The following is a 22791-nucleotide window of genomic DNA, read 5'->3' as shown; positions in this document are numbered from 1 at the left end:
CGACCCGCATTTAAAACCCAAAGTAATCTTACTTTCCACTACCCTGCCTATATTTGCAGCTTGGAAAGGCTCGTTGTACAAACAACTGCCCTCGATTTTGAAAAGTTCTAATCATGAAGATTGTAATCGCAGGAGCCGGCGACATAGGTTTCCACCTTGCTGAGCTGCTGTCCTTTGAAAAGCAGGATATCGTCCTCATTGACACCAATCAGGAGGTACTCGACTATGCCGCCACCCACCTGGATGTCATGACCCTGCGCGGCGACGCCTCCTCCATTGACATCCTCCGGCAGGCCGACGTGAATCGTGCCCGCCTCGTGCTGGCAGTCACGACTTCTGAAAAGACCAACCTCGTCACGGCTATCCTGGCCAAAAAGATGGGCGCACGTCAGACCATAGCCCGGGTAAGCAACCACGAATACCTGGAGGATTCTCAAAGGGAGACCTTCCGGGAATTGGGTGTGGACTCCCTGATCTCTCCGGTACTGCTGGCCGGTGAGGAAATCCGGCGGCTGATCCGGGAGTGTTCCTTTACCGATCACTTCGCTTTTGAAGACGGCAAAATCAACCTGATTGGAGTAACGCTGGACGAGTACAGCCCGCTGGTCAACCAACAGCTGTTCAACATCGATGACGAACAGGACACCGATCTCAACCTGCGCCCAATCGCCATCCTGCGGGGCCACCGGACCATCATCCCAAGGGGCAAAACCATTCTCAGAAGAGGCGACCATGTCTACTTCATCACGAAGAAGAAAAACATGGAAAAGCTCAACAACCTGATCGGCAAGCAGAAGTACAAGGTCAAAAACGTGATGATACTAGGCGGCACCCCGCTGGGACTGGCTACCGCCAAACAACTGGAAAACGAATACAACATTACGGTCATCGAAAGCGACAAGGAACGTTGTAAAGTCTTGGCGGAACAGCTCAACAACAGCCTCATCATCAACGGTGATGCCAGCAATATTGACCTCCTTGTGGAAGAAGGGCTGAATAACATGGACGCCTTTGTAGCGCTCAGCAGCAACTCTGAGACCAACATCATTGCCAGCCTTACCGCAAAGAACCATGGCGTTTACAAGACCATTGCGCAGGTAGAGAACAAAGAGTATATCCACATCTCCCAAAATATTGGGGTGGATACGCTGATCAACAAAAAGCTGATTGCCGCAAACAATATTTTCCGGTTTATCCGGAAAGGGAAAGTGGAAGCCATTACCAGCCTGCATGGGGTGGATGCGGAGGTTATCGAATACCTTATCCACAAATCCAATAAAACGACCCGCAAGCCTTTAAAAGACCTCCATTTTCCGGATACCGCACTCATAGGTGGGGTCATCCGTGGCGACGAGGCGCTGATTCCGGATGGGGAGTTTCAGCTCCAGCTCAACGACAAGGTGATTGTCTTTGCATTGCCCGAGGCTATTGATAAGCTCGAACAATTATTCCACTAAGCTCAGCTTCAATCGCCACTGCCAATGATCAATTTCAGACCTATTGCCCGCGTTATTGCCGTCCTGCTCATGCTTATCGGAGGCATGATGCTGTTTGGTATTCCATTTTCGCTCTACTACGAAAGCGGGGACTTTTGGGCACTGCTCAACAGCGGGCTGATTTGTATTGTCGTAGGGGGCGCGCTTTGGCTCATTCCCATACCTGGTACTGGCAACATCAAAAAAAGAGAGGGCTATCTGATTGTCGCCCTGGGCTGGCTGGCGATGGTCACCTTTGGGATGCTGCCCTACCTGCTTAGCGGAGTCATCCCTGATGTGATCGGAGCCTTTTTTGAAACGGTCTCAGGCATGACCACTACCGGAGCGTCTGTGCTGACTGACATTGAGTCCGTCCCCAAGGGCATTCTTTTCTGGCGCAGCTTAACGCAATGGATTGGCGGCATGGGCATTATTGTACTGACGGTAGCCATCTTTCCGCTCCTTGGCATTGGTGGCATTGAGCTCTTTGTAGCGGAAGCCCCGGGTCCGACCTCCGATAAACTTCATCCCCGGATTCGGGAAACAGCCAAGCGGCTGTGGCAGATTTATGTGGGCCTTACCGGGTTGCTGTGCATCGTCCTCCTGCTGGCAGGGCTCGATTTCTACGAAGCCATCAATCACGCCCTCACGACGATGGCGACCGGCGGTTTCTCCACCAAGAATGCCAGCATGGCGCATTACGACCTGCCGCAGGTGCAATATCCCATCATTTTCTTCATGTTTTTGGCGGGCACCAACTACACCGTGATATATTACGGGCTGAAGGGGAAATTCAAAAATGTATGGCAAAGCGACGAGTTCCGGGCCTATCTGACCATCGTGGGCTTACTGGCCGTCATCGTCACCCTGGCCGTGCACAACAACACTGACCTGTCCTGGGAGAAAGCGTTCCGGGACAGCCTCTTTCAGATCGTTTCTATTATCACCACAACGGGCTTTGTCTCGGCTGACTACACTTCCTGGGGCAATGCCCTGACGATGCTGTTTTTTGTCCTCTTGTTCCTGGGCGCCTGTGCCGGCTCCACGAGTGGTGGGATTAAGCTGATCCGGCATCTGGTGTTTTTCAAAAACTCCTTCCTGGAGTTCAAGCGCATCCTGCACCCCCGGGCGGTTATCCCGCTGAAGCTGAACGGTCAGGTCGTGACCGGGAGGATTCTAACCCACATCATTATCTTCCTGCTACTGTACATGATCTTATTCGTCATAGGGTCTATCGTTGTAGCCGCTCTGGGCCTGGAATTCACCACCGCGGTAGGCGCTACCGCCACGGCCCTGGGCAACGTTGGCCCTGGCATTGGCGGCGTTGGCCCGGTCGACAACTTTGCCTGGCTGAGCCCGCCCATTAAGTTTGTGCTTTCTATTCTGATGCTGCTTGGCCGCCTGGAGCTGTTTACGATTTTGGTGCTGTTTACGCCTTATTTTTGGAAGTCGAACTAAGCGCACGTTGCAAAATGCAGCCTGTAAAAATTTGCCTGACTAACCCAAAACGCCCTATTTTAGACGGCAAAAGCCCCTATGAAAAACTTTGCCCTGACAATACTGCTGACCATTTTCACCCTCCACCTAAGCGCAGCTGTTATTCGCTGGCCTGAAGACACACTCAAGTGCGACACCTTTGTCATGAAAAATGGTATTGAGCTGCAAGTCCGAATCGTGGGCTTCGCCGCAGACACGTTCATCGTTCAATATTGCCGGGATACCCGTGGGAGTAAAATTGCGCCTGGTCAAATACAGGAAATCCGATATGCTACTGGGCTTGTCAAGAACCGCCGGCAGATTCGTCGAGAGGCCCGGCAAAGACGAATAGAATTTCAGGGTCCCGAAAGGCTTGCCAGGATAGGGCTCCTCCAACTACTAGGCATTATTCCGGTTGGCTTTGCCAGCCTGTATGCCGGTATTTGGTTAGCATTGATGGGCTCCGGGAGCTCGTTTATCTTGCCAATTTTAATCTTCATTATTCCTCCAGGGTATCTACTCATCAAGGGGATTAGCAATCTCATTAAGGCGGACAAGATGTAGAGCAACCGAGCCCATCATTCAATATCTATTCCATCGTATGCTACAGCCATACTTTACACCCCTATGCAACCAAACAACATTTGCTAAAGTCATTTTCTCGACTGTTTTAATTTCATAACGAAATCAATACCCGATGAAAAATCACCTGACTTTGGCAATGGCCTTACTTTGCAGCACGATGCTGTTTGGACAAGGCCACATCACCGCAAATCGCTGGACCGTTAAAAAAATCGGCCTGAGTTTTGGACAGGACCGGGATATGCTGCAAGGCATGACCACCGAATACTTTATGCAGGGCGTTAGGGACAAACTTGCGTATAACTTTTCAGAAATGCCCCTGGAGCCACAGTATGTGCAGAGTATGAATTGTGAGAATCCACACTTAAGGCTTAGCCTTACCCTCCTCCCTCCAAAACTCCGCAATACAGAGCTGCGCCTTTCGCTCCTTGGCGTCTTTAACCGGATTGATGCCGTACAGCTGGCTTCTCCCGGCCTGAATCCCGGCGACCCGGGCTATCAGGCTGCAAATTTTTCCCTTTCTAGCAATGAAATTGGGCTCGAAGCAGAGCTAATGAAGCGTTTTCCAATCGGTAAAAGGTTTAACCTTTACCTGGGAGCAGGCACCAACCTGGGATACACAAGTGGGAACAGCCTTTGTGTAGTTGCCCAAAACCTGGAAGTGATGGGAGACAATAGCGTAGGGTTTAGGGACGATGTAACCAACGAAGCTCCTATTGGCAACCTGGACAACTTCAGCAGTTGCCTGAACTACGGCAGCGGGTTCAGCCAGCGTATCTACGGAATTGCCGGGTTTTCCTTCCTAATTGCTCAACGCCTGGAGCTCGGCTTTAACTACAGGCATGGCTGGGGCTACCGAGCAATAAAGGGATCGGAAATAAAAGGTACTCAATTGCGTTCCAGCGGCTTAAGCCTTTCCTGGGTTATGCGTTAATTCCTATTTATTCAGGAGCAGCCTCCAGAAGAAAGGGGGCTGCTCGCATTAACTTTACGTCAATTTTATCGACGGGGGTGAATATTCTCCCCCATACACCCTATTTTCAGGGCTCGCAAAACCTCCTCCGATATGAAAATTGATGGCCAACACTTCCGTACGATCTGGGAAAAAGCAGATGAGCCCGGCATTATTCAGATTATCGATCAGCGCCACCTGCCGCATCAGCTGATTATTGAAGACCTGCGACGGCTCAGCGATTTTGCGAAAGCCATCAAAGACATGCATGTGCGGGGAGCGCCCCTCATTGGTGCCACGGCTGCCTACGGGCTCTACAGCGCTATGCTTGAAGCCCCGGCAGATAAGCGCCGCCTGCCCAAATACATCCGAAAGGCAGCTGATACCCTGCTGCAGACCCGCCCTACTGCGGTCAACCTCGCCTACGCTATTCGCTACAGCCTGCAAAAAATAGATACGCAGGCTGATTTGGAAAGCAAGACAGCCGCCGCCCTGAAGGCCGCCCGGGACATCACCGAAGAAAGCGTGGAGCACTGCCGCCTCATCGGGCGACACGGCCTACCGCTTATTGAAGCCATCAGCAAGCGGAAAAATGGGGCGCCTGTCAACATTCTCACCCACTGCAATGCCGGCTGGATTGCCTGTATTGACCACGGCACGGCTACTGCGCCCATCTATGCCGCCCACGATGCCGGCATCCCGGTGCACGTCTGGGTGGACGAAACCCGCCCCCGCAATCAGGGCGCACGCATCACTGCCTTTGAACTGCTGCAGCACGGTGTGCCGCATACGGTAATTGCCGACAACACCGGCGGTCACCTCATGCAGCATGGGCAGGTCGACCTCGCCATCGTAGGCAGCGACCGCACCACCCGGCGGGGCGATGTGGCGAATAAAATCGGCACCTACCTCAAAGCTTTGGCAGCCAACGACAATGGCGTCCCCTTTTACGTAGCATTGCCCTCTTCCACCTTCGACTTTGAAGTAGTCGATGGCGTACAGGAAATCCCAATTGAGGAACGCTCTGCAGATGAAGTGCGCTACATTCAGGGGATGCGCAACGGGAAAGTCTTCAAAGTCCTGCTCACACCGGTCGACAGCCCAGCAGCCAACTACGCCTTTGATGTAACGCCGGCGCGGCTGGTCTCGGGGCTGATTACTGAGCGGGGTATTTGTGAAGCTACGGAAGAAAGCATTATGCGTATGTTTCCGGAATTTAGCCTCCCGAAGATTGTTTGATCCCTTCGTAGACCGCCAGCCCTATCATGATAAGCGCCTGCGACAAAAAAATGACGAAAAGGACACAAAGCAAAGACCGAAGCACCAAAGGCACCTTTCGCCGGTAAAAAGGCCGGAACAACTGATAGTAAAGCACCACCGAATACAGTAATTGCACTAGTTGTACACTTGTCATTAGTGTGCTTTCCAGATTTGTGCCAGAGGACAGAGCCATGGCAATCGGGATAAACAACCCAATGATCGCCTGCCCGGAATAGAGGTAGGTATTGATGACCAGGTGCTCGGCCAGGTTGAATCGGACTTTCCTGAAAAACCAGTAGGTAAATAGCGCATTAATGGGTAAAACAATAAGCAGGTAGAGCTTGGTATTTTCCCGGAGGAAACGGCTGTACACCCGAATGGCTTCCTTATCGCCAATTACTTTTGTAAGATCATAGCCCGTTGCCCACTGTATCAGGTAATCCAAAACAACCATGGTGAGCAATAGGCTCAGGTAGTGCATATACCGCTTCCGTTCGCCCATCAGGTAACTGCGAACCATGGTGCCGGGCTGCCGGAACAAGCTCCAGACTGTATAGCCCAGCCCTTTCTCCAGATTGAGGACTTTCATTAAAGCTTCCTGAAGCCCTTCCCGGTTGAAGCGAAACCGGCGGGTGCGAATAGATTGCCCACATTGGGGACAGTAGGGCGTATCTATCAAGCTACCGCAGTTGAGGCACTTTTTATGAATCATATTTTACCGGTGCCGCTCCTCCAAAACTTTCAGCACATCCTTCAGCTCGTAGCCCTTGGCGGCCAGTAAGACCAGATAGTGGTACATCAGGTCCGCCGCTTCATTGAGGAAGAGCGCTTCGTTATCGTCTTTGGCCTCGATGACCAGCTCCACGGCCTCCTCCCCTACCTTTTGGGCCACCTTATTCATGCCGCGGGCAAAGAGGCGGGCGGTGTAGGAAGTATCCGGATCGGCATTTTTCCGGCTTTGGATGACCGACTCCAGGTGCCCAAGGAAGCCCGCCGGGTAGTTGTCTTCCGCCCAGCAGGTGTCAGTGCCTTTGTGGCAGACCGGGCCCGCCGGATGGGCATAGACCAACAGGGAGTCCTGATCACAATCGGCCTTGATATCTACCAGCAAAAGCGTATTGCCGGAAGTCTCGCCTTTGGTCCACAAGCGGTTTTTGCTGCGGCTGAAAAAGGTAACCTGCTTCGTATCCAGGGTTTTCTGCAGCGCCTGCTCATTCATATACCCCTGCATGAGCACCCGTCCGGTGGTGGCATCCTGTACAATAGCGGGCACAAGGCCATCGCCTTTCTGAAAATCTATAGTGGTTGGATCTACAGCCATCGTTGATTGTCTTTGAGGTGAATGTTTTAAAGCCGCACGGTTACGCCCTTATCCCTAAGATAGGACTTCAGGTCGGTGATGCCGATTTCACGAAAGTGGAAAATACTGGCCGCCAGCCCGGCATCGGCCTTACCTTCCGTGAAAACATCATAGAAGTGCTCCATGTTCCCGGCACCGCCTGAAGCAATGACCGGAATGGAAACCGTTTCGGATACCCGGGCGGTGATATCGTTGGCAAAGCCATTCTTGGTGCCATCGTGGTTCATGGAGGTAAAGAGGATTTCCCCAGCCCCCCGGTCTTCAGCTTCTTTTACCCAATCGAGCAGCCGCACCTCGGTAGCCAGCCGACCGCCATTGAGGTGGACAAACCAGTCGCCGTCAATGGACTTCGCATCCACAGCTACGACCACAAACTGACTCCCGAAGCGCTTCGCGAGGTCTTCGATCAACTGCGGGTTGCGCACCGCTGCCGAGTTGATGGAAATCTTGTCTGCCCCGGAGGCCAGGAGGACATCCACATCCTCAACAGATTTAATGCCCCCGCCGATGGTGAAGGGGATACTCAGGTGCTCCGCGATATCGTGGGCCAGCGCCGCCAGAGTTTTGCGTTTTTCGTGCGTGGCGGTGATATCCAGGAAGACCAGTTCGTCGGCCCCCTGCTCGCTGTAGAGGGCGCCCAGCTCCACGGGGTCACCCGCATCGCGCAGGTTGACAAAATTGACACCCTTTACGGTGCGCCCGTCCTTGATATCCAGGCAGGGTATGATGCGTTTGGCTAGCATTTGAAAACGTTACTTTTCGCGAAGGTAGGAAAATTGCGTTGCTCACACATTGAGGGATTGTACGCACGAAGTCAAAATACGATTTCACAAGTTCACATTGTCCGTTTGTCCGGAAAAACCAGTATCTTATATGTTTCAAAATCCACTGGTATGAAAAACGCACTTACCCTTTTTACTGATTGGCCTTTTCAGTCATGCCCAATGCGACCGGACCATTTCCTCGATGAATTTGTTTGGCAATGACATCGTTGCACCGGTCACCACCGGAGGCAGCCTGTTTTGGGATGGCAGAGACCGAAGCCTGGGACGGTATTATGATGAAGGGGAGCCCGCTACCCTATTGAACGAAGGCTTGTGGCTGGGCGGCCGATCAACAGATGGCACCCTGCGCGTGGCGGCTTCCCTCTACGGCATTTCAATAAATGCAGATGACTATTACCCTGGCCCGCTTCCCTCAAATGGCAATTTGCCGCAATACGATTGTTCCGGCTGGAACCGGATTTTCAGCGTGAGGCGCTTTGAAGTTGAGCAACACTTGTCTGATTTTGCAGATAATGAAGCCATTGATGAACCCCTCTCTGCCATTTTGGAATGGCCAGCCAAAGGCAACCCACACTTTGAAGAACGTACCGGACTAGCCCTTCCCAATGACGAGCATGGGCTGGCTCCCTACCGGGATGTCAACCAAAACGGCATCTACGATCCCCTGATGGGTGATTACCCAGCCTTGGAAGATACTGAGTTGCTACCTGCACAGCTGGTTTGGAATGTCTTCAATGACCTGAACGGGCCACACGAGGAATCCAATGCCCTCCCGCTCGGTGTGGAGGTGCAACGGACCGTTTGGGCCTTCGGCTGTGAGGACAACCCTCTGCTTAATCAGTCGGTTTTTGTCCGGTACCACATCATTAACCGCAGCGCTGCCCCCATCGAAGATATGCACATGGGCCTGTTTATTGATTTCGATATTGGGTGCCACTATGATGACTATATGGGTTCTGCGCCGGAGCTGAATGCCTGCTTTGGGTATAATGCAGCGCCGATGGATCAACAATTCTGCAGCGCCGGTGTAACGGCTTTCCAGGGTTCGCCCCCAATAAATTCAGCTATTGTCCTGGATAAATCCTTTGCTTCGGTCCAGTATGCCACCAGCTTCGACCATTCCATGGAGCCCGTGACCTACCCAAATGACTCCCTGGAGATCTACCGTTTGGCGGATGGCTTATTTACCGATGGGACGCCTCTGACCGAAGGAGGCTCAGGTTACGAAAGTGGCGGGTCTGTTACCTCCTTTGCCTTCCCCGGGCATCCAGCCGACCCTGAATCCTGGGCCTTACCCAATACAGAGGTAGAGCCAGGTGATTTTCGGCCGGTCGGAGGTATTGAAATCGGAACATTGCTGCCCGGCGAAAGCTTTGAGGTTACTACCGCCCGGGTGTATACGGCCACTACTGGCCTGAGTTTTGCAGAAGGCTTCGATCAGATGTACGAAGACCTGGCCCAATTGCAAACGCTCTACGACCAACAGTTTGAAGCGGGCTGCGCCATTCCGGCACTCTGTGACACCAACTGTGTCTGGCCCGGTGACATGAATAACGATGGCATTGCCAATCATGCAGACCTTATCGATATGGGGCTCAACCTTGGGGAAACCGGCCCTGCCCGGGCTTTACCACCCGCCTGGGGACCACAAAACAGCGGTGAATGGACGGTTCCCGGGCAGCAGTTTGCTGATGCAGATGGCAATGGCAGCATTGCTTCTGAGGATATTCTGATCACTCTTCTGCATTACGGGAATACCCGCGAAGGCTACGCTCCTGTCCACACCTATCCTGAAGGGCCGGAGCTGCAAGCGGCCAATGTAATTGGTGGCGTTTTCGGGACCTTCTTCCCGTCAGAGTCGTACTTCGGCCGCATACAACTCAACGCCCCGCCAAAGCTCAAAGGGCTGGCGTTTGAGCTGGAGTACGATCCCCGTTACCTGGAACTGACTTTGTCGGGCAATACGCCCCCCATCACAGACTCCCGCCTATCTATTGCACAGCATGCCTCTAACGCCCCGGTCCTGCAGTATGCGGACTTTCAGCTGGGGGATGAGAACAGTTGGATAAGCGGCGATCTTATTTTCAAAGCCTTTAATTTGCATACTTACGACAACTATACGGAACCTCTGCCCTCAGATACTACCTATCTTCGGTTTAGGAATATTGTAGCCATCAAGCCCGATGGTGAATTGTTTGACCTAGGGGGAACGGATGCCATGGTTATATTTGACGGTCTGCCTATGGTCAGTACCAAAGACGATGCCCTGCCTGAACTATCCATCTATCCCAACCCCACCAACGGGCAATTGCACCTGCGGGCACCCGGACGGGAATGGGAGGGCATCCGGCTCATCAGCCCTACCGGACAAGTTTTGCTCCAACAGCAAGGCTATTTTTCAGAAACGCAAGACCTGGACTTGTCAGATTTCTCTGCGGGCTTGTACTGGCTGCAGGTGGAAAATCAGGGGCAATGGTCCAACCGGAAAGTCATACTGACACCCTGATAAAGCGCATTCAGCAAGTAAGAAAGGATATTCACTCATTCCGGATGGAATGTTTTAAAGAAAACCACAATATTGGTGTTTACATCAAAATAATAGCGTATGCAGACTCGGATACTTCTACTGATTACCGCCTTAGGCTTGCAGCACCTCCTGAATGCACAGTGCGAGCCCCCTGAAAACATGAGCGACTTATTTGGCAACGAAATCCAGGCCCGGATTACGACCGGTGGGGATCTGTTTTGGGATGGCAGTGACGGGCAGTTTCGCATCACAAGCGCTCCGGGCATGCCCAGTACTATTTTTGCGGAAGGGCTGTGGCTGGGGGGAGTTGACGCTGCGGGGAACTTGAAACTCGCCGCTCAAACTTACGGCAGAGCCAGTGGGGAGACGGATTATGCACCAGGACCGCGCCCCTTTATCGATCCCGTGGATGCTACGACTTGCGCTAACTGGGATCGTACCTGGAGTGTACGCCGGTATGAAATTGAAGCCCATCGAGCTGATTTCGAAGACAATGGGAATATTGAATTCCCGATTGCCGCTATCCTGGAATGGCCCGGGAAAGGGAATCCTTTTTTCGAACCTGTTTTGGGCTTTCCCTTACCCAATGATGAACATGGGTTGGCCCCCTTTGCGGACACGGATGGGGACGGCATCTACAATCCAATGGCCGGAGATTACCCGGCGCTGGAAGGTGTTTCAATTATACCAAGTCAAATCGTTTGGAGCGTTTTTAATGATTCCGGAGTCGCCCATACACAGTCGCAGGGCAATCACCTTGACGTAGAAGTACAACGAACAGCATGGTCCGTTGAATGCAATGACAACTTCCTCGATAGAAGCGTTTTCATCAATTACAAAATCATCAACCGGGCACCAGAGATACTAGATTCGCTGTATATGGCCATTTGGACCGACTTTGACCTGGGGTGCTATACGGATGACTATTTAGGTTCCGCTCCGGAGCAAAATGCCTTCTTTGTATACAATCAGACCAATACTGATCAAACTCCCTGCCCGTTTGGTGTGGGCAGTTTCGGGGAAAATCCACCTGTGCAATCGACTGTTATCCTTAGCCATCCGCTTAACTCCTACATTTACTATAATAATTCCAGTGCTCTTCCAGGAACTAGTGATCCTTCGGGCATATTGGATTTCTACCATTTTATGAACGGCATTTGGGGGGATGGTACTCCGATGACCATTGGTGGCACGGGCTATATGAGCTCTGAGGAAGAAACGGCTTTTGCTTTTCATGATGATCCGAATGACCCTGAAGGTTGGTCTATGCTAACCGAAGAGTTGGCTTCTGGTGACTTGCGGGGTATCGGGAGTGTTCAGCTGGGAGAGCTAGAACCTAATGAGTCCATAAAAATCGCCACCGCCCGGCTCTACACCCGTGTGCCCGGCAATGACTTTCTCGAAAACGTCTCCGCCATGTACGGCGAGCTTGATGCCCTGCATGAGGCTTACGACAACGGCTTTGAAAACGCCTGTTCTCAACAATCGCTTTGCACAGCTGACTGCGTATGGCCCGGGGATGCCAATGCCGATGGTATTGCCAATCAGGAAGACCTGCTCGCTATCGGGCTGAACGCGACGGCCACCGGCCCTACCCGCGACGGTGGGTTGTTCTGGGGCCCCAAAGCAGCCGATGATTGGGCCACCGATTTGGTCAAACATGCCGATACCGATGGAAATGGCGCCATTGACACCGCTGATGTGGAAGTCACCCACCTCAACTACAATCTGCGGCGGCCCGACTATGTGGAGAGCCCGACTTACGTGGAAGGCCCGGAATTGCAGGTCACTTCTGCTTTTCCCAATGGGTTTATCGATGTAACAGAAGGGCAGAGCATCTTCACCCGCATCTCTCTGGCAGAGGTACCAGACCTCAAAGGTTTATCCTTCTCCCTCGAATTTGACACCCGTTACTTTGATGGCGTCACAAATGCCGGGACCGGTATTTCGGGCACTTCTTCAGAACTGTACGCCCGGATGCCCCTGAATACAGAAGGGCTTATTGGCTTTGCCCGGTTTAAAATGGCGCCCGATGCGCTCATTGAAAGTGCTACCTCTTACGAAATGTTGACGCTGCGGGCCCGGGAGTTATTCGATATTCCCGTCCCATCGGATACCACCTACCTGCGTTTCCGGGACATCGTCGCGGTGCGGGCCGATGGCAGCCTGATCCCCATTGGCGGCATGACCGTGCCGGTTACCTTTGAGGGTGTTTTTGTGGACACGGAAGATGTGCCAGAGCAAGAGGAGCTTCAGGTTTTCCCCAACCCCACCACCGGGCAGCTCCACGTACAATTCCCCGGGCAGCAGGTGGAACAACTGGAGGTCTGGAACAGCACCGGACAACCGGTACGCCGCACACAGGGCCCCTTCATGGAGCAGCATACGCTGGATTTGAGCGGGCTGCCGGCGGGGCTTTATACCCTACGGGTGCGGACGGAAAGGGGGATTCGGGTGGAAAAGGTGGTGGTGCATTAATGCCAAACCACTTTCTGCTGCGCCAGCCGCTGCCCCTGCCGCCAAAGGCTGGCCACATACCATCCGGCAGCCTGAGGGGGTAAAAACACCGGAGATTTAGGCGCTCCCGGAGCTTCGTACACCAACTGCCCAATGGCATTGTGCAAGCGTACCACCACTGGCTCTTGTACCGGTAAAGACCATTCTACCTGTACCTGGCCGGTGGCTGGATTGGGCAGGGCTTTCAGATGAACGGCATTAAGGGCGGGCTCCGGGGTGTTGACGTAGAGCGTAGTGGCACAACTGCGGTTATCCGAGGGGTTGTAATCGAAGCTGTAGTTGGGCAATTCCGCTGTAACGCAAAGCTGGTAGGGGTCTCCAATAATGCCGAAACTATTGAATTCAAACTCCGGGATGTCCCATTCCAGCTCAATGGTACTGCCCGGGGCAAAATTCAAGTTATCCCAGTTTTCTTTATTGAACTGTTCAAGAGAATAACAACCGTTCCAGATATCATAACTGACCCAGGGGAAACGAATGGCTAGAAAAAGGGTATGCACGGTATCAGGACCGTGATTCTCAAGTGTAAACCGGGCGACCGGCAAGTCGTAAACCAGCACTTCACCAACCGGCACGCTGAGCTCCCGGCTACTAACAACAGCAGGCCCCTGCACCTCGATTTCCGAAAGTACAATATCATATCCCTCCGATTCACTGAATCCATTAAACTCATAATGTTTTAGGAAGGGGGCAACTCCTGCGCGCCCGACCAGTAGGTAACCGGTAGGGGTAATTGCAAAGTCGTTGGGCTGTATACCCTGATCTATATTGAAGCCGCTTAGTGGCTGTAAAGTACTGTCATAAATATTGATCAATCCATTGTCATGCAAGAGTGCGACCTGTCCATAGCCAATTGCAACAGACTCTATAGCAGCACCTGATGCCGATGCTACAACAGCCTGAAGCTGCATCGCCTCATCGTGCAGCCATACCGAGTCCTGATCATAGCTGATCAGCCCGCCTGAGCCATTCGATTCCACCTGCTGCCCACGGTAGCCTGGCAAAGTGTCCAGGACTGACAAAGCCGTATCCGTAATGATAATATGCTGAAGTGTCCCGATGGCAATAGTTGTATCACTTAGTCGTTCAAATTCCAGAAACTCCTGCCCACCAGGAAAAGGGATTTCCCGGACCACCTGCCCGGATACCTTTATTTCCTGAAGCATATCGTCGTAGTAATTGTGCACCAGAAAAGACTCCCCCGTTAAAGGAAGAACATTAAACGTAGTCCCCTGCTCAAAGGGCACTTCTTGCCTGCCCCCCTCCGAATCGACGAGCAGTATATTTGCCCAACCGGAACAAAACCCTACATTGACAGGAAAAGCAAGCGCACTATCCGGAGTTTCCTCTAAAGAAAACTGTTGCCAGGCATTGAGGTCATATGGAAGAGCCTCATTGGTGATCAATTCTCCAGCAGGAGTAAATTCCAGCAGCCGATTGCGGTTGGGCACCAGCATGGCATAATTACCGCTGTTCCGCTCTAGGATTTGCGTGACCTCTCCGGACATCAGGTCAGGAAAGGCTTTTTCCCACTGGGCAGACAGGGTCGTACTAAATACGGACAGGACTAAAGATAGCGCTAACTTTTGCATCGTATTGGGGTTTTACAAGTAATTTAACGCTTCTCTGTATCCACTACAATGTTTCGCTATAATGAATACTGCAACGGGGCTGACGAAACCCCATGCCTAAATCACCGGTAATGATTCGTCACCACCACCAACACGCCATTCACCAGATCAAACCAATTGGGGTGCGGATCGTTGGTGGACAGGGCGATGCTGACATCGGCTTCCGGAACGTACATGATGATGCTCCGGTAGTCCATCAGCGAACCGGTGTGTCCGTAGTGGACGATGCCAAAGTCGTCCCACAGGCGGGTGCCCAGTCCGTAGTTGCTGCCGCCTACAGCAAAACCATAATCGGTGATCATCAGCTCTTGGGAAGCAGCGGTGAGGAAGTCGCCTCCGTACACGGCATTGCCGTACTTCGCCAGATCGGAAGGGGTGGAAACGATGGCGCCGGCAGCGCCCACTGAGGTCAGGTGGTACTCGTAGGAGCGGCTGTTTTCCGCCAGGCTGTCGATTTTTTCTGCGTAGGAGCTGAAGTCGTCGTACAGGGTTTGATCCAGCCCGAGCGGGTTGAAGATGTAGGACTTGTACAGGTCACTCAGGGACTGTCCGGTGACGGCTTCCGCCAAAGCGCCCAGCACATAAAAGCCCGTATTGGAGTAGCGGTAGCTGCTGCCAGGCCAGAAGAAGGAACCCTGATCGACTGTGTAGTCGTAGATGTCCTGGTGCTCCCATACGCGGGTCTGCCAGTCGCTGCCGGTATAAAAGCCCCCGTCATTCAGATGGTCGCCCATGCCGGAAGTGTGCGTCAGCAGGTGTTCTATAGTGATGGCGATCCCGTTATCCAGCCCGGGGATTTCCAGGTATTCAAACAGCTTATCATCCAATTCAAAGTAGCCCTCTTCTGCCAGGCGGAGGATGAGGGTCGCTGTGAAAGACTTGGTCACGCTGGCCACCCGGTACCGGTAGTTGGAGTCGAGTGGATTGTTACCTCCGGGGCTGTGCTCCCCGCGGGTGGTCGTGATGAGCTCATCCTCGGGGGTCATCAGCGCTACGGACACGCCAAGCATACCGCTGGTGGTGAACTGGAATTTACTGGTGACTTCGTTGTTGAGCTTTTCGGTGATGGACAGGTAGACCAGCACGGCAATCTTTAGCGTCCGCTTGCGTTGCCCTATATCATCGGCAGCAATGATGTCTATGGTCACATTGCCCTGATCGGAGCGGGCAGGCGTACCGGAAAGCACCTGCGTGGCGGCATCATAGGACAGCCAGTCTGGCAAGCCCTCGAAGCTTACCACCGGAACAGGGCCATCGGGGTCGGTAATTTCCAGTTGCAGCGTGAACAGGGAATCGGCAATAGCCGAAACCGAGGATGGTGCCTCAATGACTGGCAGTTGGTTGGCGGGCATGATGTCGTCCTGCTGGTCTTCTTTGGAGCAGCTGTGGAAAAGGAGGGGTATTGCAAACAGTGAAAGCAGTAATAAACGATGCAGCATAGACAGTAAAACTCTTGAGTATCCAGAAAAAATGATAGTGGAAATAATTTCAATGGTTGCACACAAAGCCGCAAGGATAGCGCAAAAATCGTGGAGCCCGGTTGCTTGGCTATTTCAAATACCGGGCAATCGCCCTTCGCGCCCCTCTGCGTTGCCTTGGGTTCGCGCCCTCTGCGTGAACCCCGGGTGAGCCATCGCTGCACCAGAAAGGCCTAAAAACTGACGTGCATGGCCAATATAAGGAATTCTCCCTTACCTTTGCAGCACCAACAAAAGCAGGACTATGAGCCGGCTCCAACTTTGGACTTTAGGGTCACCCTATTCTGCACCAAGAAATATAAATTGACACTAAATAGCTACAAAAGTTCTCAGCTTTCTGCTATACTGACGACTAAGCAGTTTGCCCCGATGTCACAAATTTAAGATCCCGGACGATGAATGTCTGGATCAACGACCCGACATTTATAGTCGTTGGCCAATTGGTACTACGTATTAAATCTTTGCCCTAGGATAAATCCACCCACACCGATCTGGATACCCCTTTTTTCCATCGGATTATTCTTGGCCCAAAAATTCCTCCCGATTGGTTAACCTCAATAATAAAGGCCTCATCACCGTCAAAACAAAGACCGACGGGGTACCAATCACTTTCAGAGCGGTAAAAAATGGAAGTCTCCCCCATTGGGCTTACTTTCAGAATCTGACGGGCACAATTAGAGGTCAGGTAGACATGGCTTTCCGCATCCAGGCACATCCCCAGAATCCGCCTATCGTGCTCTTCCGGACAATTGATCGTATCAGCGGGATAAGCAATGAGCCCCTCAGCAATCCAGTCCGGCTTCCCTTCTGCATTTATGCAATACAGAGTGCCTCCCCTTTCCCTTTTTTCCAGGACATAAACCTCTCCCTCCACAGTACTGACCATGTTGTTGGCCCATTTGAAACGATGCGGGCTGAAAGATTTAACCTCACCATCCGGAGACCGCTGCCAGAGCTGTTTCCTGTTAAGAAAGTAGGCATTTCCGGCTCGATCCATACTGAATGCCCCTGCATAAAATTCGTTCCAGCTTTTCGTCCGAAAAAGCTCATGGATAATCCCTCCTGTTTTTATTTGTACCAGGGTGTGCCATTCCTGCCCCTTTTCTACTCTGGAACCGGCAGCATAAATGTGGCCATCGGGCTGAAGAACCAGTGCATGACAGTGAAAGCCCTCCAGGACCATTGCCGCTGCTCCGGATGAATCAATTTTCCAGACACAGCCCTGCCCACCGTGCATCACATCGGCCAGGTATACCTCGCCTGCAGCGTTTTTGGCAATGCCCCAGGAGGGGTGAGACTGAACCTTGCAGAATAGCGTAAAAAACAACAAATTAAAGCATACTACACGAGTGATCTTCATGGTCAAAGCGTTTTTAAAGTATTGGAAATTGAGATCTTGAGAAATTTCTGGACTAGAACCCAAAGCGAGGGTTAACCACGTTGTTGTAAATACTGCAGAAGGTATAGGAAAAGCCTATTCTCGTTCGTACGACCAATGATCGCTTATACTTTTCACCACCCCATTAGAGGAATAGAGCTCCCGGCCATAATCGACATACTCCATGATCTGTCGGAAGAAGTTCAGGCTGCAAAAAGAACAGTCGACAAATAAACGTATGGGCTGGCTGGCTTCCTGTGCCTGTGCATTGAGCTGGATAAAACTGAAAAAAGACAGTGCTGTAAACAGCGGCATCAGCAGAGGAATGACCAAACGGGAACGTAACATACCTTTCTTTTTTATCAAAAGTAAAGGCTGTAAAAAGGCAGTGAACGATAAGTAGAGCAACACCTGATGCTGGCAGAGCAAGAGCTGTAGCCGCCCATTCAGGGGGGGGTATGCTGCGTTCATTTGCGTTAAATCCCCGTTGGCCTACTATTCAGCGAGACCGCTAATTTATTCCGAACTTTGCAGTCAAATGCCCCTTTTGAAGCCTCCAATTTGTCAGAACCTGTATGAAAGAAAAATATAAGAACATACTTTTTCACCTTGCCTTTTGGGTGCTCTACCTTGCGAGTGAGTACCTGGCCAACTACTTCCACTACTCCCCCGAAGACCGGTTCCGCCAACTGATGCACGTACTGGAGGGGTTGCCCACCATCATAGCAGCTGCCTACCTGACAGCCTATTTTCTGGTTCCCCGCTACCTGGAAAGACACCGTACACTACCCTTTTTATTAGGTATCGCCGTCCTGGCACTCCTGGTCTTTGCCGGACAGTGGGGCATGGCCTACTTCAGGAACTACCTAGAGGGGTGGGGCGACTTTTACATCCCGCCTTCAAAAGTGGTCAAAAACACCATTCGTGATTACTCTTTGATCGCCCTCGCAGTTTGCCTGAAAATCATTAACGATTGGAGATTGCGGGGAAAAGTCAATCGGCAGCTGAAACAGGGCAAAGCCGAAGCAGAGCTAAAGCTGCTCAGGGCCCAGCTACACCCGCACTTTCTGTTCAACACCCTCAACAATATCTATGGCCTCAGTTTACAACAACCGGAGAAAGTACCGGAAAGCATCCTCCAATTATCTAGAATATTGGACTACCTGGTTTATTACAGCCAGCAAAGGTGGATACCTCTGGCTAAGGAAGTGGAGCTGTTGCAGTATTATTTAAGCCTTGAAAAACTGCGTTATGGCCAGAAGCTCAACATAAATGCAGCATTGCCTGCAGTACCTGAAGACCTCCTGGCAGCGCCACTTCTCCTTCTTCCTTTTGTCGAAAATGCCTTCAAACACAGTGCCCGCGATAATGATGCTCAATGGTGGATCAAGATGCAAATGCAACTGATAGGAACTAGAATGGCTTTTAATATCGAAAACAGCAAAAAAGAGCGACCGAAACAAAGTCCCAAAGGCACCGGTCTGAGGAATATCAAGGAACGATTGGCGCTGCTTTACCCAGACCGGCATCATTTGACTATCGATGATTCGGAAAGTATCTTTAGCGTACGGCTGGAATTGGAACTGGTGTGAAGACCTAAAGAGCTACCGGTAATTTGTTTCTGCCTTTCAGGTATCCCAGCAAAAAAAATCCTATGTACACCTGTTACATTATTGATGATGAGCCAATTGCCATCGACATCATCCGGCATTACCTGAGCAAACTGGATGAGTTTGTCGTGATTGATTCTTTCGAAGAACCGCTGGAAGCCTTTACTGCGCTGAAGCAGCAACCAGCCGATCTTATTTTTCTGGATATACAGATGCCGGGCCTTTCCGGGCTGGAGCTGCTGAAAGCCCTTTCCAGCAAACCGGCAGCTATACTGACTACAGCCCACAGGGAGTATGCCGTGGATGGCTTCGAGCTGGATGTAGTGGACTACCTGCTCAAGCCCATCGAGTTCCAGCGTTTCCTAAAAGCCATTGACAAGTTTATGGAAAGGCAGTTGGGCAAAACTGCTACACCAGGTACAAGCAAAGACGCTTATCTGCTGGTGCGCGCCGAACGAAAATCCTTACGCATCCGGCTCAGAGATATTCGCTACATTGAAGGGCTCAAAGACTATGTAAAGATTATACTCCCCGATCGGACTATTCTCACAAAAGAGCTGATCGGCACCATGGAAGATCGATTGCCCGAAGATCAATTCTTCCGTTTACACCGCTCTTTTATTGTACCCCGGGACAAGATTGATGCCTTTACTGCTATGGACGTGGAAATCGGCGGTCAGGAGATTCCTATTGGAAGGACGTACAAGGAAGCCTTCAAAAGGTGGATTCAAAACGGGTTAGATGGATTAGAATGATGCGGTAGATCTCGATAAGGAATTCTCCCTTACCTTTGCAGCCTTACAAAACCGGAACTATGGCCCGACTTCAACTCTGGACTTTACTTTCGTTACTCCCTGCACTGGGCATCGCCCAGCAAGCCAACCGACAGCACTACACCGGGCTCAACCTTGGCGTCAGTGTCATTCAGGAAGACCTTCGGGAAGGATATGCCTATCAACCCATCACATTATTGGCAGAAACCTCGCTCTGGCTCATAGGACCGGTATCGGTCTATGCAGAGGGTCAGTTTGTCTATGCTGATACTCCCATAGAACCGGGCGCCGTTTACGAAACCGGCCTGAATATGGGCTTCCGGTATCAGGCGCAGCTTTCGGAGCGGTGGCTTTTTGGGGCGGCGATTGGAGCTGGTCCCCACTACATTACCCTCAATACCGAGAGCCAGGCGCCGGGCTTTATCTTTTCTGATAATTTTGAACTGGGCTTTTCTTATCTCCCCCCTGCCAGAGACTGGGGCATCAATCTGCGCACCCGTTTTCGGCACATCTCCAATGCCGGCTTCAAATACCCAAATCTTGGCCTGGATAACCTGTTTGTCATTCTTGGCATTCGGCAACAGTTTTAATGGTTTCCTATCGAAGGGACCAGAACATAGAAGCTCTTTTGTTGTTATAACAATGTTCTGCTTTTAGAATAAACACTTGCACAACAAAAAAACCCTTCACTGATGAGATTCCTTACCATTATTTGCAGTTTGAGCTTCGTGCTTTTTGGATGTGACATGGGCCGGGAAGCACCAGACACAAAGACAACTAACGCCACGCCTGTCCAAACGGCTGCATTTGTATTTAATGATCAAGACCCGGGTTTGAGCGACTACTGGTATCAGGGCAAAGCTGAAATTAGCCGGTATGATTTGGAGCAAAACCGCTATCAGGATGTACACCCGGGAGAAGCTGTCGCTATTTTTGTAACGGAGGATTTCCTGACCGACAAGCAGGTCAAAAATGACAATTACAACAACCCTAACAGCACGCCGGTACTGAAGACAAACCTGCTGCGCAAATTCCCGACCGGCATTTATGACTACAGCATTATGACCTCCGTTTTCACACCAACGAAGGTAAAAGAGCATCCTCAGACGCTGAAGGTTTCCACCACGGCACAGGATTGGTGCGGGCACGCTTACATGCAGCTCAATTACGAACCTGGGCAGTACCGCATGCAACTGCATTCCTACTTTGAAAACGAAGCGGACCAGGATGAGAAAGTGGGCTACGCTATGCTGGAAGATGAGTTGTTCAACCGCATCCGGATTCATCCGGAAGGATTGCCGACCGGGCAGATTGATGTCATCCCGGCAACAACCGTGATCCGCCTGCGCCATTTACCTTTTAAAGCCTATACCGCCAACGCCACTCACGGCGATTACAGCGGTACCGATTTTGAAGGCAGCAATCTAAAGGTATATACGCTGGAATACCCGCAACTGAAGCGAACGTTGTCCATCGTTTATCAGGCCGAATCTCCCTATATCATCGAGGGCTGGAAAGACATCTACCCTTCTGCATTTGACCGGCAGCCCCGTACTACGCTGGCCCGGCGGACGAATACTATTTTGTCGCCCTACTGGAAGCTCAATGGCCTGGAGGATCTTCCAAAACGACAGCAGCTGGAGATGGAGGTCTTTTCCGGAAAAGCTGTAGACTAATCTCTAAATGCCTGCCGGGCCGCCTGATCGGCGCGGCGCATAGGCTCAATGTTTCGGTATTGCCCCATCAACTGCTTTACAGTTTCCAGCGCAGTACCCTGACTGACTTTATGCCCGGCACTGACGAATACCGGCTTGACATTTTTGCGGGTGCGCAAAGCATGCCCCACTACTTTTTCATCGAGAAGAACAGGCAACGCAGCGCCCTGTTCCGGTGGAAGTTCGCCTTTGTAGGGAAGCAGCGTATCCTTAGCCAGTCCAATTACCGGGTAGCCGGTAGTTACGCCCAGCCAGCAAGCCAGCCCAAACTGCCGGGGATGGTTGGTCCCATGCCCGTCGGTTATGATCACTTTAGGGTAGCGGTTGAATTCCCGGGCGATATCCTCCAGGGCATTGACCAGCAACGGTCCCTCCCGAAAGGCAAAAAAGCCCGGTGCGTAAGGAACCGTCACCTCGTAAGTTTTGATTACCGTACCAACAGGCTCGTTGGGCCAGCGCAAGACATCCACGGCTACTGCACCAATATCCCCTTGATACTGCACGTCTGTTGTAAAAACCCAATCACCGGGATTTAGCGCCAAGTCCTGCCGCGAAGATTGCGGAATGCGCACTTGTTGCGCCAAGTCCAGTTGACGTTCCCTCAGAGCTTGTTTATCCATTTTTCAGGTAGTTGTGAAGGCGTTCCAGTTGAGGGCGGTTGCGGAGCAGAGCGCCCGCAGTAACTTGAGCCGTCTTTGCCTCTTTCAGGTTGGGAAAGCGCAGGGTTTTGTAAGCGGCTGAGTACTTCCACAGTAAATCCAGAAAGTTGAAGTAGAGGTTGTACTTCTCGTAGGAAGGGATCTCTACCAATTCAAACCCCAGCCGTTTCGCGGTCCGCTCGCTGAAAAAGTAGGAGCTTCCTTTGATCAGGGTTTCCTCTGCGACCTCTCCTTTTTCCACCAAGTCTGTCAAATGAAGCAGCCCTTCCAGGTAATAAGTCAGGATACGGCGGCGCAGTTGTGCACCGGCGGGTGTGCCCCGCAGCACAAAAAGGTAGTCGAAAGAAGTACCGTTGTGCAGTCCCCAAACCTTTTCATTGGGCGCATACACCAATAGCATGGGCGACAGATAGCGGTAAAGCCCGATGAGCCTAAAGAAAGGCGTGAAGGCAAATTGTATCGCCGGGACAATGAGCAGTAGCAATGGAATGTAAAAGAGCCAGTGCTCTGTGCCATACATGATGACTTGACCGGTAAGGTAAGCGCCGGCAGCAAAAAGCAGTAACGCCAGAATCCACTGCACGGCCTTGGGCCAGGTGTAAAACGAATTCAT

20 protein-coding genes are annotated in these 22791 nt (G+C 51.8%); 11 read left to right on the top strand and 9 right to left on the bottom strand.

Annotation, left to right across the window (positions count from 1 at the left end; genetic code table 11):
- The first annotated feature begins 113 nt into the window (after nt 1-113).
- The 5 genes from trkA to mtnA all read left to right on the top strand — a co-directional run bounded on the left by trkA (nt 114) and on the right by mtnA (nt 5724).
- On the top strand, nt 114-1457 hold the full coding sequence (gene trkA / locus MRY86_RS13205; protein ID WP_293565036.1) for a Trk system potassium transporter TrkA: 1344 nt from the start codon (nt 114-116) through the stop codon (nt 1455-1457).
- A 24-nt stretch (nt 1458-1481) separates the two neighbouring features.
- Nucleotides 1482-2933 carry a potassium transporter TrkG gene (locus MRY86_RS13200; protein ID WP_293565038.1) on the top strand — a complete coding sequence of 484 codons (1452 nt, stop codon included), beginning with the start codon at nt 1482-1484 and terminating at the stop codon, nt 2931-2933.
- A 78-nt stretch (nt 2934-3011) separates the two neighbouring features.
- Nucleotides 3012-3515, top strand: a complete 504-nt coding sequence (locus MRY86_RS13195; RefSeq protein WP_293565039.1) for a hypothetical protein — start codon at nt 3012-3014, stop codon at nt 3513-3515.
- 133 nt (nt 3516-3648) lie between these two features.
- Complete coding sequence (locus tag MRY86_RS13190; RefSeq protein WP_293565041.1) at nt 3649-4467, top strand: hypothetical protein; 819 nt, start codon at nt 3649-3651, stop codon at nt 4465-4467.
- Between the two features lie 132 nt (nt 4468-4599).
- Entirely contained in the window at nt 4600-5724 is a 1125-nt protein-coding gene (mtnA, locus tag MRY86_RS13185) for an S-methyl-5-thioribose-1-phosphate isomerase (protein WP_293565043.1), read from the top strand.
- Here mtnA and MRY86_RS13180 read toward each other — a convergent pair.
- The 3 genes from MRY86_RS13180 to hisF are packed head-to-tail and all read right to left on the bottom strand — an operon-like array spanning nt 5702 to nt 7848.
- A complete protein-coding gene (locus MRY86_RS13180) occupies nt 5702-6457 on the bottom strand; it encodes a DUF3667 domain-containing protein (RefSeq protein ID WP_293565045.1) in 756 nt (251 codons plus the stop codon). The genes mtnA and MRY86_RS13180 overlap by 23 nt on opposite strands.
- 3 nt (nt 6458-6460) lie before the next feature.
- Nucleotides 6461-7066 (bottom strand): bifunctional phosphoribosyl-AMP cyclohydrolase/phosphoribosyl-ATP diphosphatase HisIE, encoded by a 606-nt coding sequence (hisIE, locus tag MRY86_RS13175; RefSeq protein ID WP_293565047.1) that lies wholly within the window; start codon nt 7064-7066, stop codon nt 6461-6463.
- Nucleotides 7067-7092: 26 nt separating this feature from the next.
- Nucleotides 7093-7848 (bottom strand): imidazole glycerol phosphate synthase subunit HisF, encoded by a 756-nt coding sequence (gene hisF / locus MRY86_RS13170; RefSeq protein WP_293565048.1) that lies wholly within the window; start codon nt 7846-7848, stop codon nt 7093-7095.
- Between the two features lie 223 nt (nt 7849-8071).
- Here hisF and MRY86_RS13165 point away from each other — a divergent pair, with 223 nt between their 5' ends.
- Both MRY86_RS13165 and MRY86_RS13160 read left to right on the top strand, forming a co-directional pair.
- Complete coding sequence (locus tag MRY86_RS13165; RefSeq protein WP_293565050.1) at nt 8072-10396, top strand: T9SS type A sorting domain-containing protein; 2325 nt, start codon at nt 8072-8074, stop codon at nt 10394-10396.
- Between the two features lie 99 nt (nt 10397-10495).
- Nucleotides 10496-12895, top strand: a complete 2400-nt coding sequence (locus MRY86_RS13160; protein WP_293565052.1) for a T9SS type A sorting domain-containing protein — start codon at nt 10496-10498, stop codon at nt 12893-12895.
- Here the strand turns inward: MRY86_RS13160 and MRY86_RS13155 are convergent.
- From MRY86_RS13155 to MRY86_RS13140, 4 genes are all read right to left on the bottom strand, one after another.
- A complete protein-coding gene (locus MRY86_RS13155; protein WP_293565054.1) occupies nt 12892-14526 on the bottom strand; it encodes a hypothetical protein in 1635 nt (544 codons plus the stop codon). The genes MRY86_RS13160 and MRY86_RS13155 overlap by 4 nt on opposite strands.
- A gap of 101 nt (nt 14527-14627) precedes the next feature.
- Nucleotides 14628-16004, bottom strand: coding sequence for a serine hydrolase (locus MRY86_RS13150; RefSeq protein ID WP_293565056.1), 1377 nt, complete (start codon nt 16002-16004; stop codon nt 14628-14630).
- A 505-nt stretch (nt 16005-16509) separates the two neighbouring features.
- Nucleotides 16510-17403, bottom strand: a complete 894-nt coding sequence (locus MRY86_RS13145; RefSeq protein ID WP_293565058.1) for a hypothetical protein — start codon at nt 17401-17403, stop codon at nt 16510-16512.
- 114 nt (nt 17404-17517) lie between these two features.
- Complete coding sequence (locus tag MRY86_RS13140; protein ID WP_293565060.1) at nt 17518-17769, bottom strand: hypothetical protein; 252 nt, start codon at nt 17767-17769, stop codon at nt 17518-17520.
- Between the two features lie 227 nt (nt 17770-17996).
- Between MRY86_RS13140 and MRY86_RS13135 the strand changes: the two genes are divergently transcribed.
- The 4 genes from MRY86_RS13135 (at nt 17997) to MRY86_RS13120 (ending at nt 21480) form a co-directional block, all read left to right on the top strand.
- A complete protein-coding gene (locus MRY86_RS13135; protein WP_293565062.1) occupies nt 17997-19013 on the top strand; it encodes a histidine kinase in 1017 nt (338 codons plus the stop codon).
- Between the two features lie 62 nt (nt 19014-19075).
- A complete protein-coding gene (locus MRY86_RS13130) occupies nt 19076-19786 on the top strand; it encodes a LytTR family DNA-binding domain-containing protein (protein ID WP_293565064.1) in 711 nt (236 codons plus the stop codon).
- 59 nt (nt 19787-19845) lie between these two features.
- The gene (locus MRY86_RS13125; RefSeq protein WP_293565065.1) at nt 19846-20394 is read left to right on the top strand and encodes an acyloxyacyl hydrolase; all 549 of its coding nucleotides are present in this window, start codon (nt 19846-19848) and stop codon (nt 20392-20394) included.
- Nucleotides 20395-20496: 102 nt separating this feature from the next.
- Complete coding sequence (locus MRY86_RS13120) at nt 20497-21480, top strand: hypothetical protein (RefSeq protein ID WP_293565066.1); 984 nt, start codon at nt 20497-20499, stop codon at nt 21478-21480.
- Here the strand turns inward: MRY86_RS13120 and MRY86_RS13115 are convergent.
- Nucleotides 21477-22139: an endonuclease V gene (locus tag MRY86_RS13115; protein ID WP_293565068.1), complete on the bottom strand. Its 663-nt coding sequence runs from the start codon at nt 22137-22139 to the stop codon at nt 21477-21479. The two genes, MRY86_RS13120 and MRY86_RS13115, sit on opposite strands and share 4 nt — an antisense overlap.
- A complete protein-coding gene (locus tag MRY86_RS13110) occupies nt 22132-22791 on the bottom strand; it encodes a hypothetical protein (RefSeq protein WP_293565070.1) in 660 nt (219 codons plus the stop codon). The genes MRY86_RS13115 and MRY86_RS13110 overlap by 8 nt, the downstream gene beginning before the upstream one ends.

Origin of the sequence: Phaeodactylibacter sp. (assembly GCF_022763345.1) — a bacterium.
GTDB lineage: Bacteria > Bacteroidota > Bacteroidia > Chitinophagales > Saprospiraceae > Phaeodactylibacter.
The sequence above is the reverse complement of the archived record's forward strand: the minus strand, read 5'-3'. Positions and strand labels throughout refer to the sequence as shown.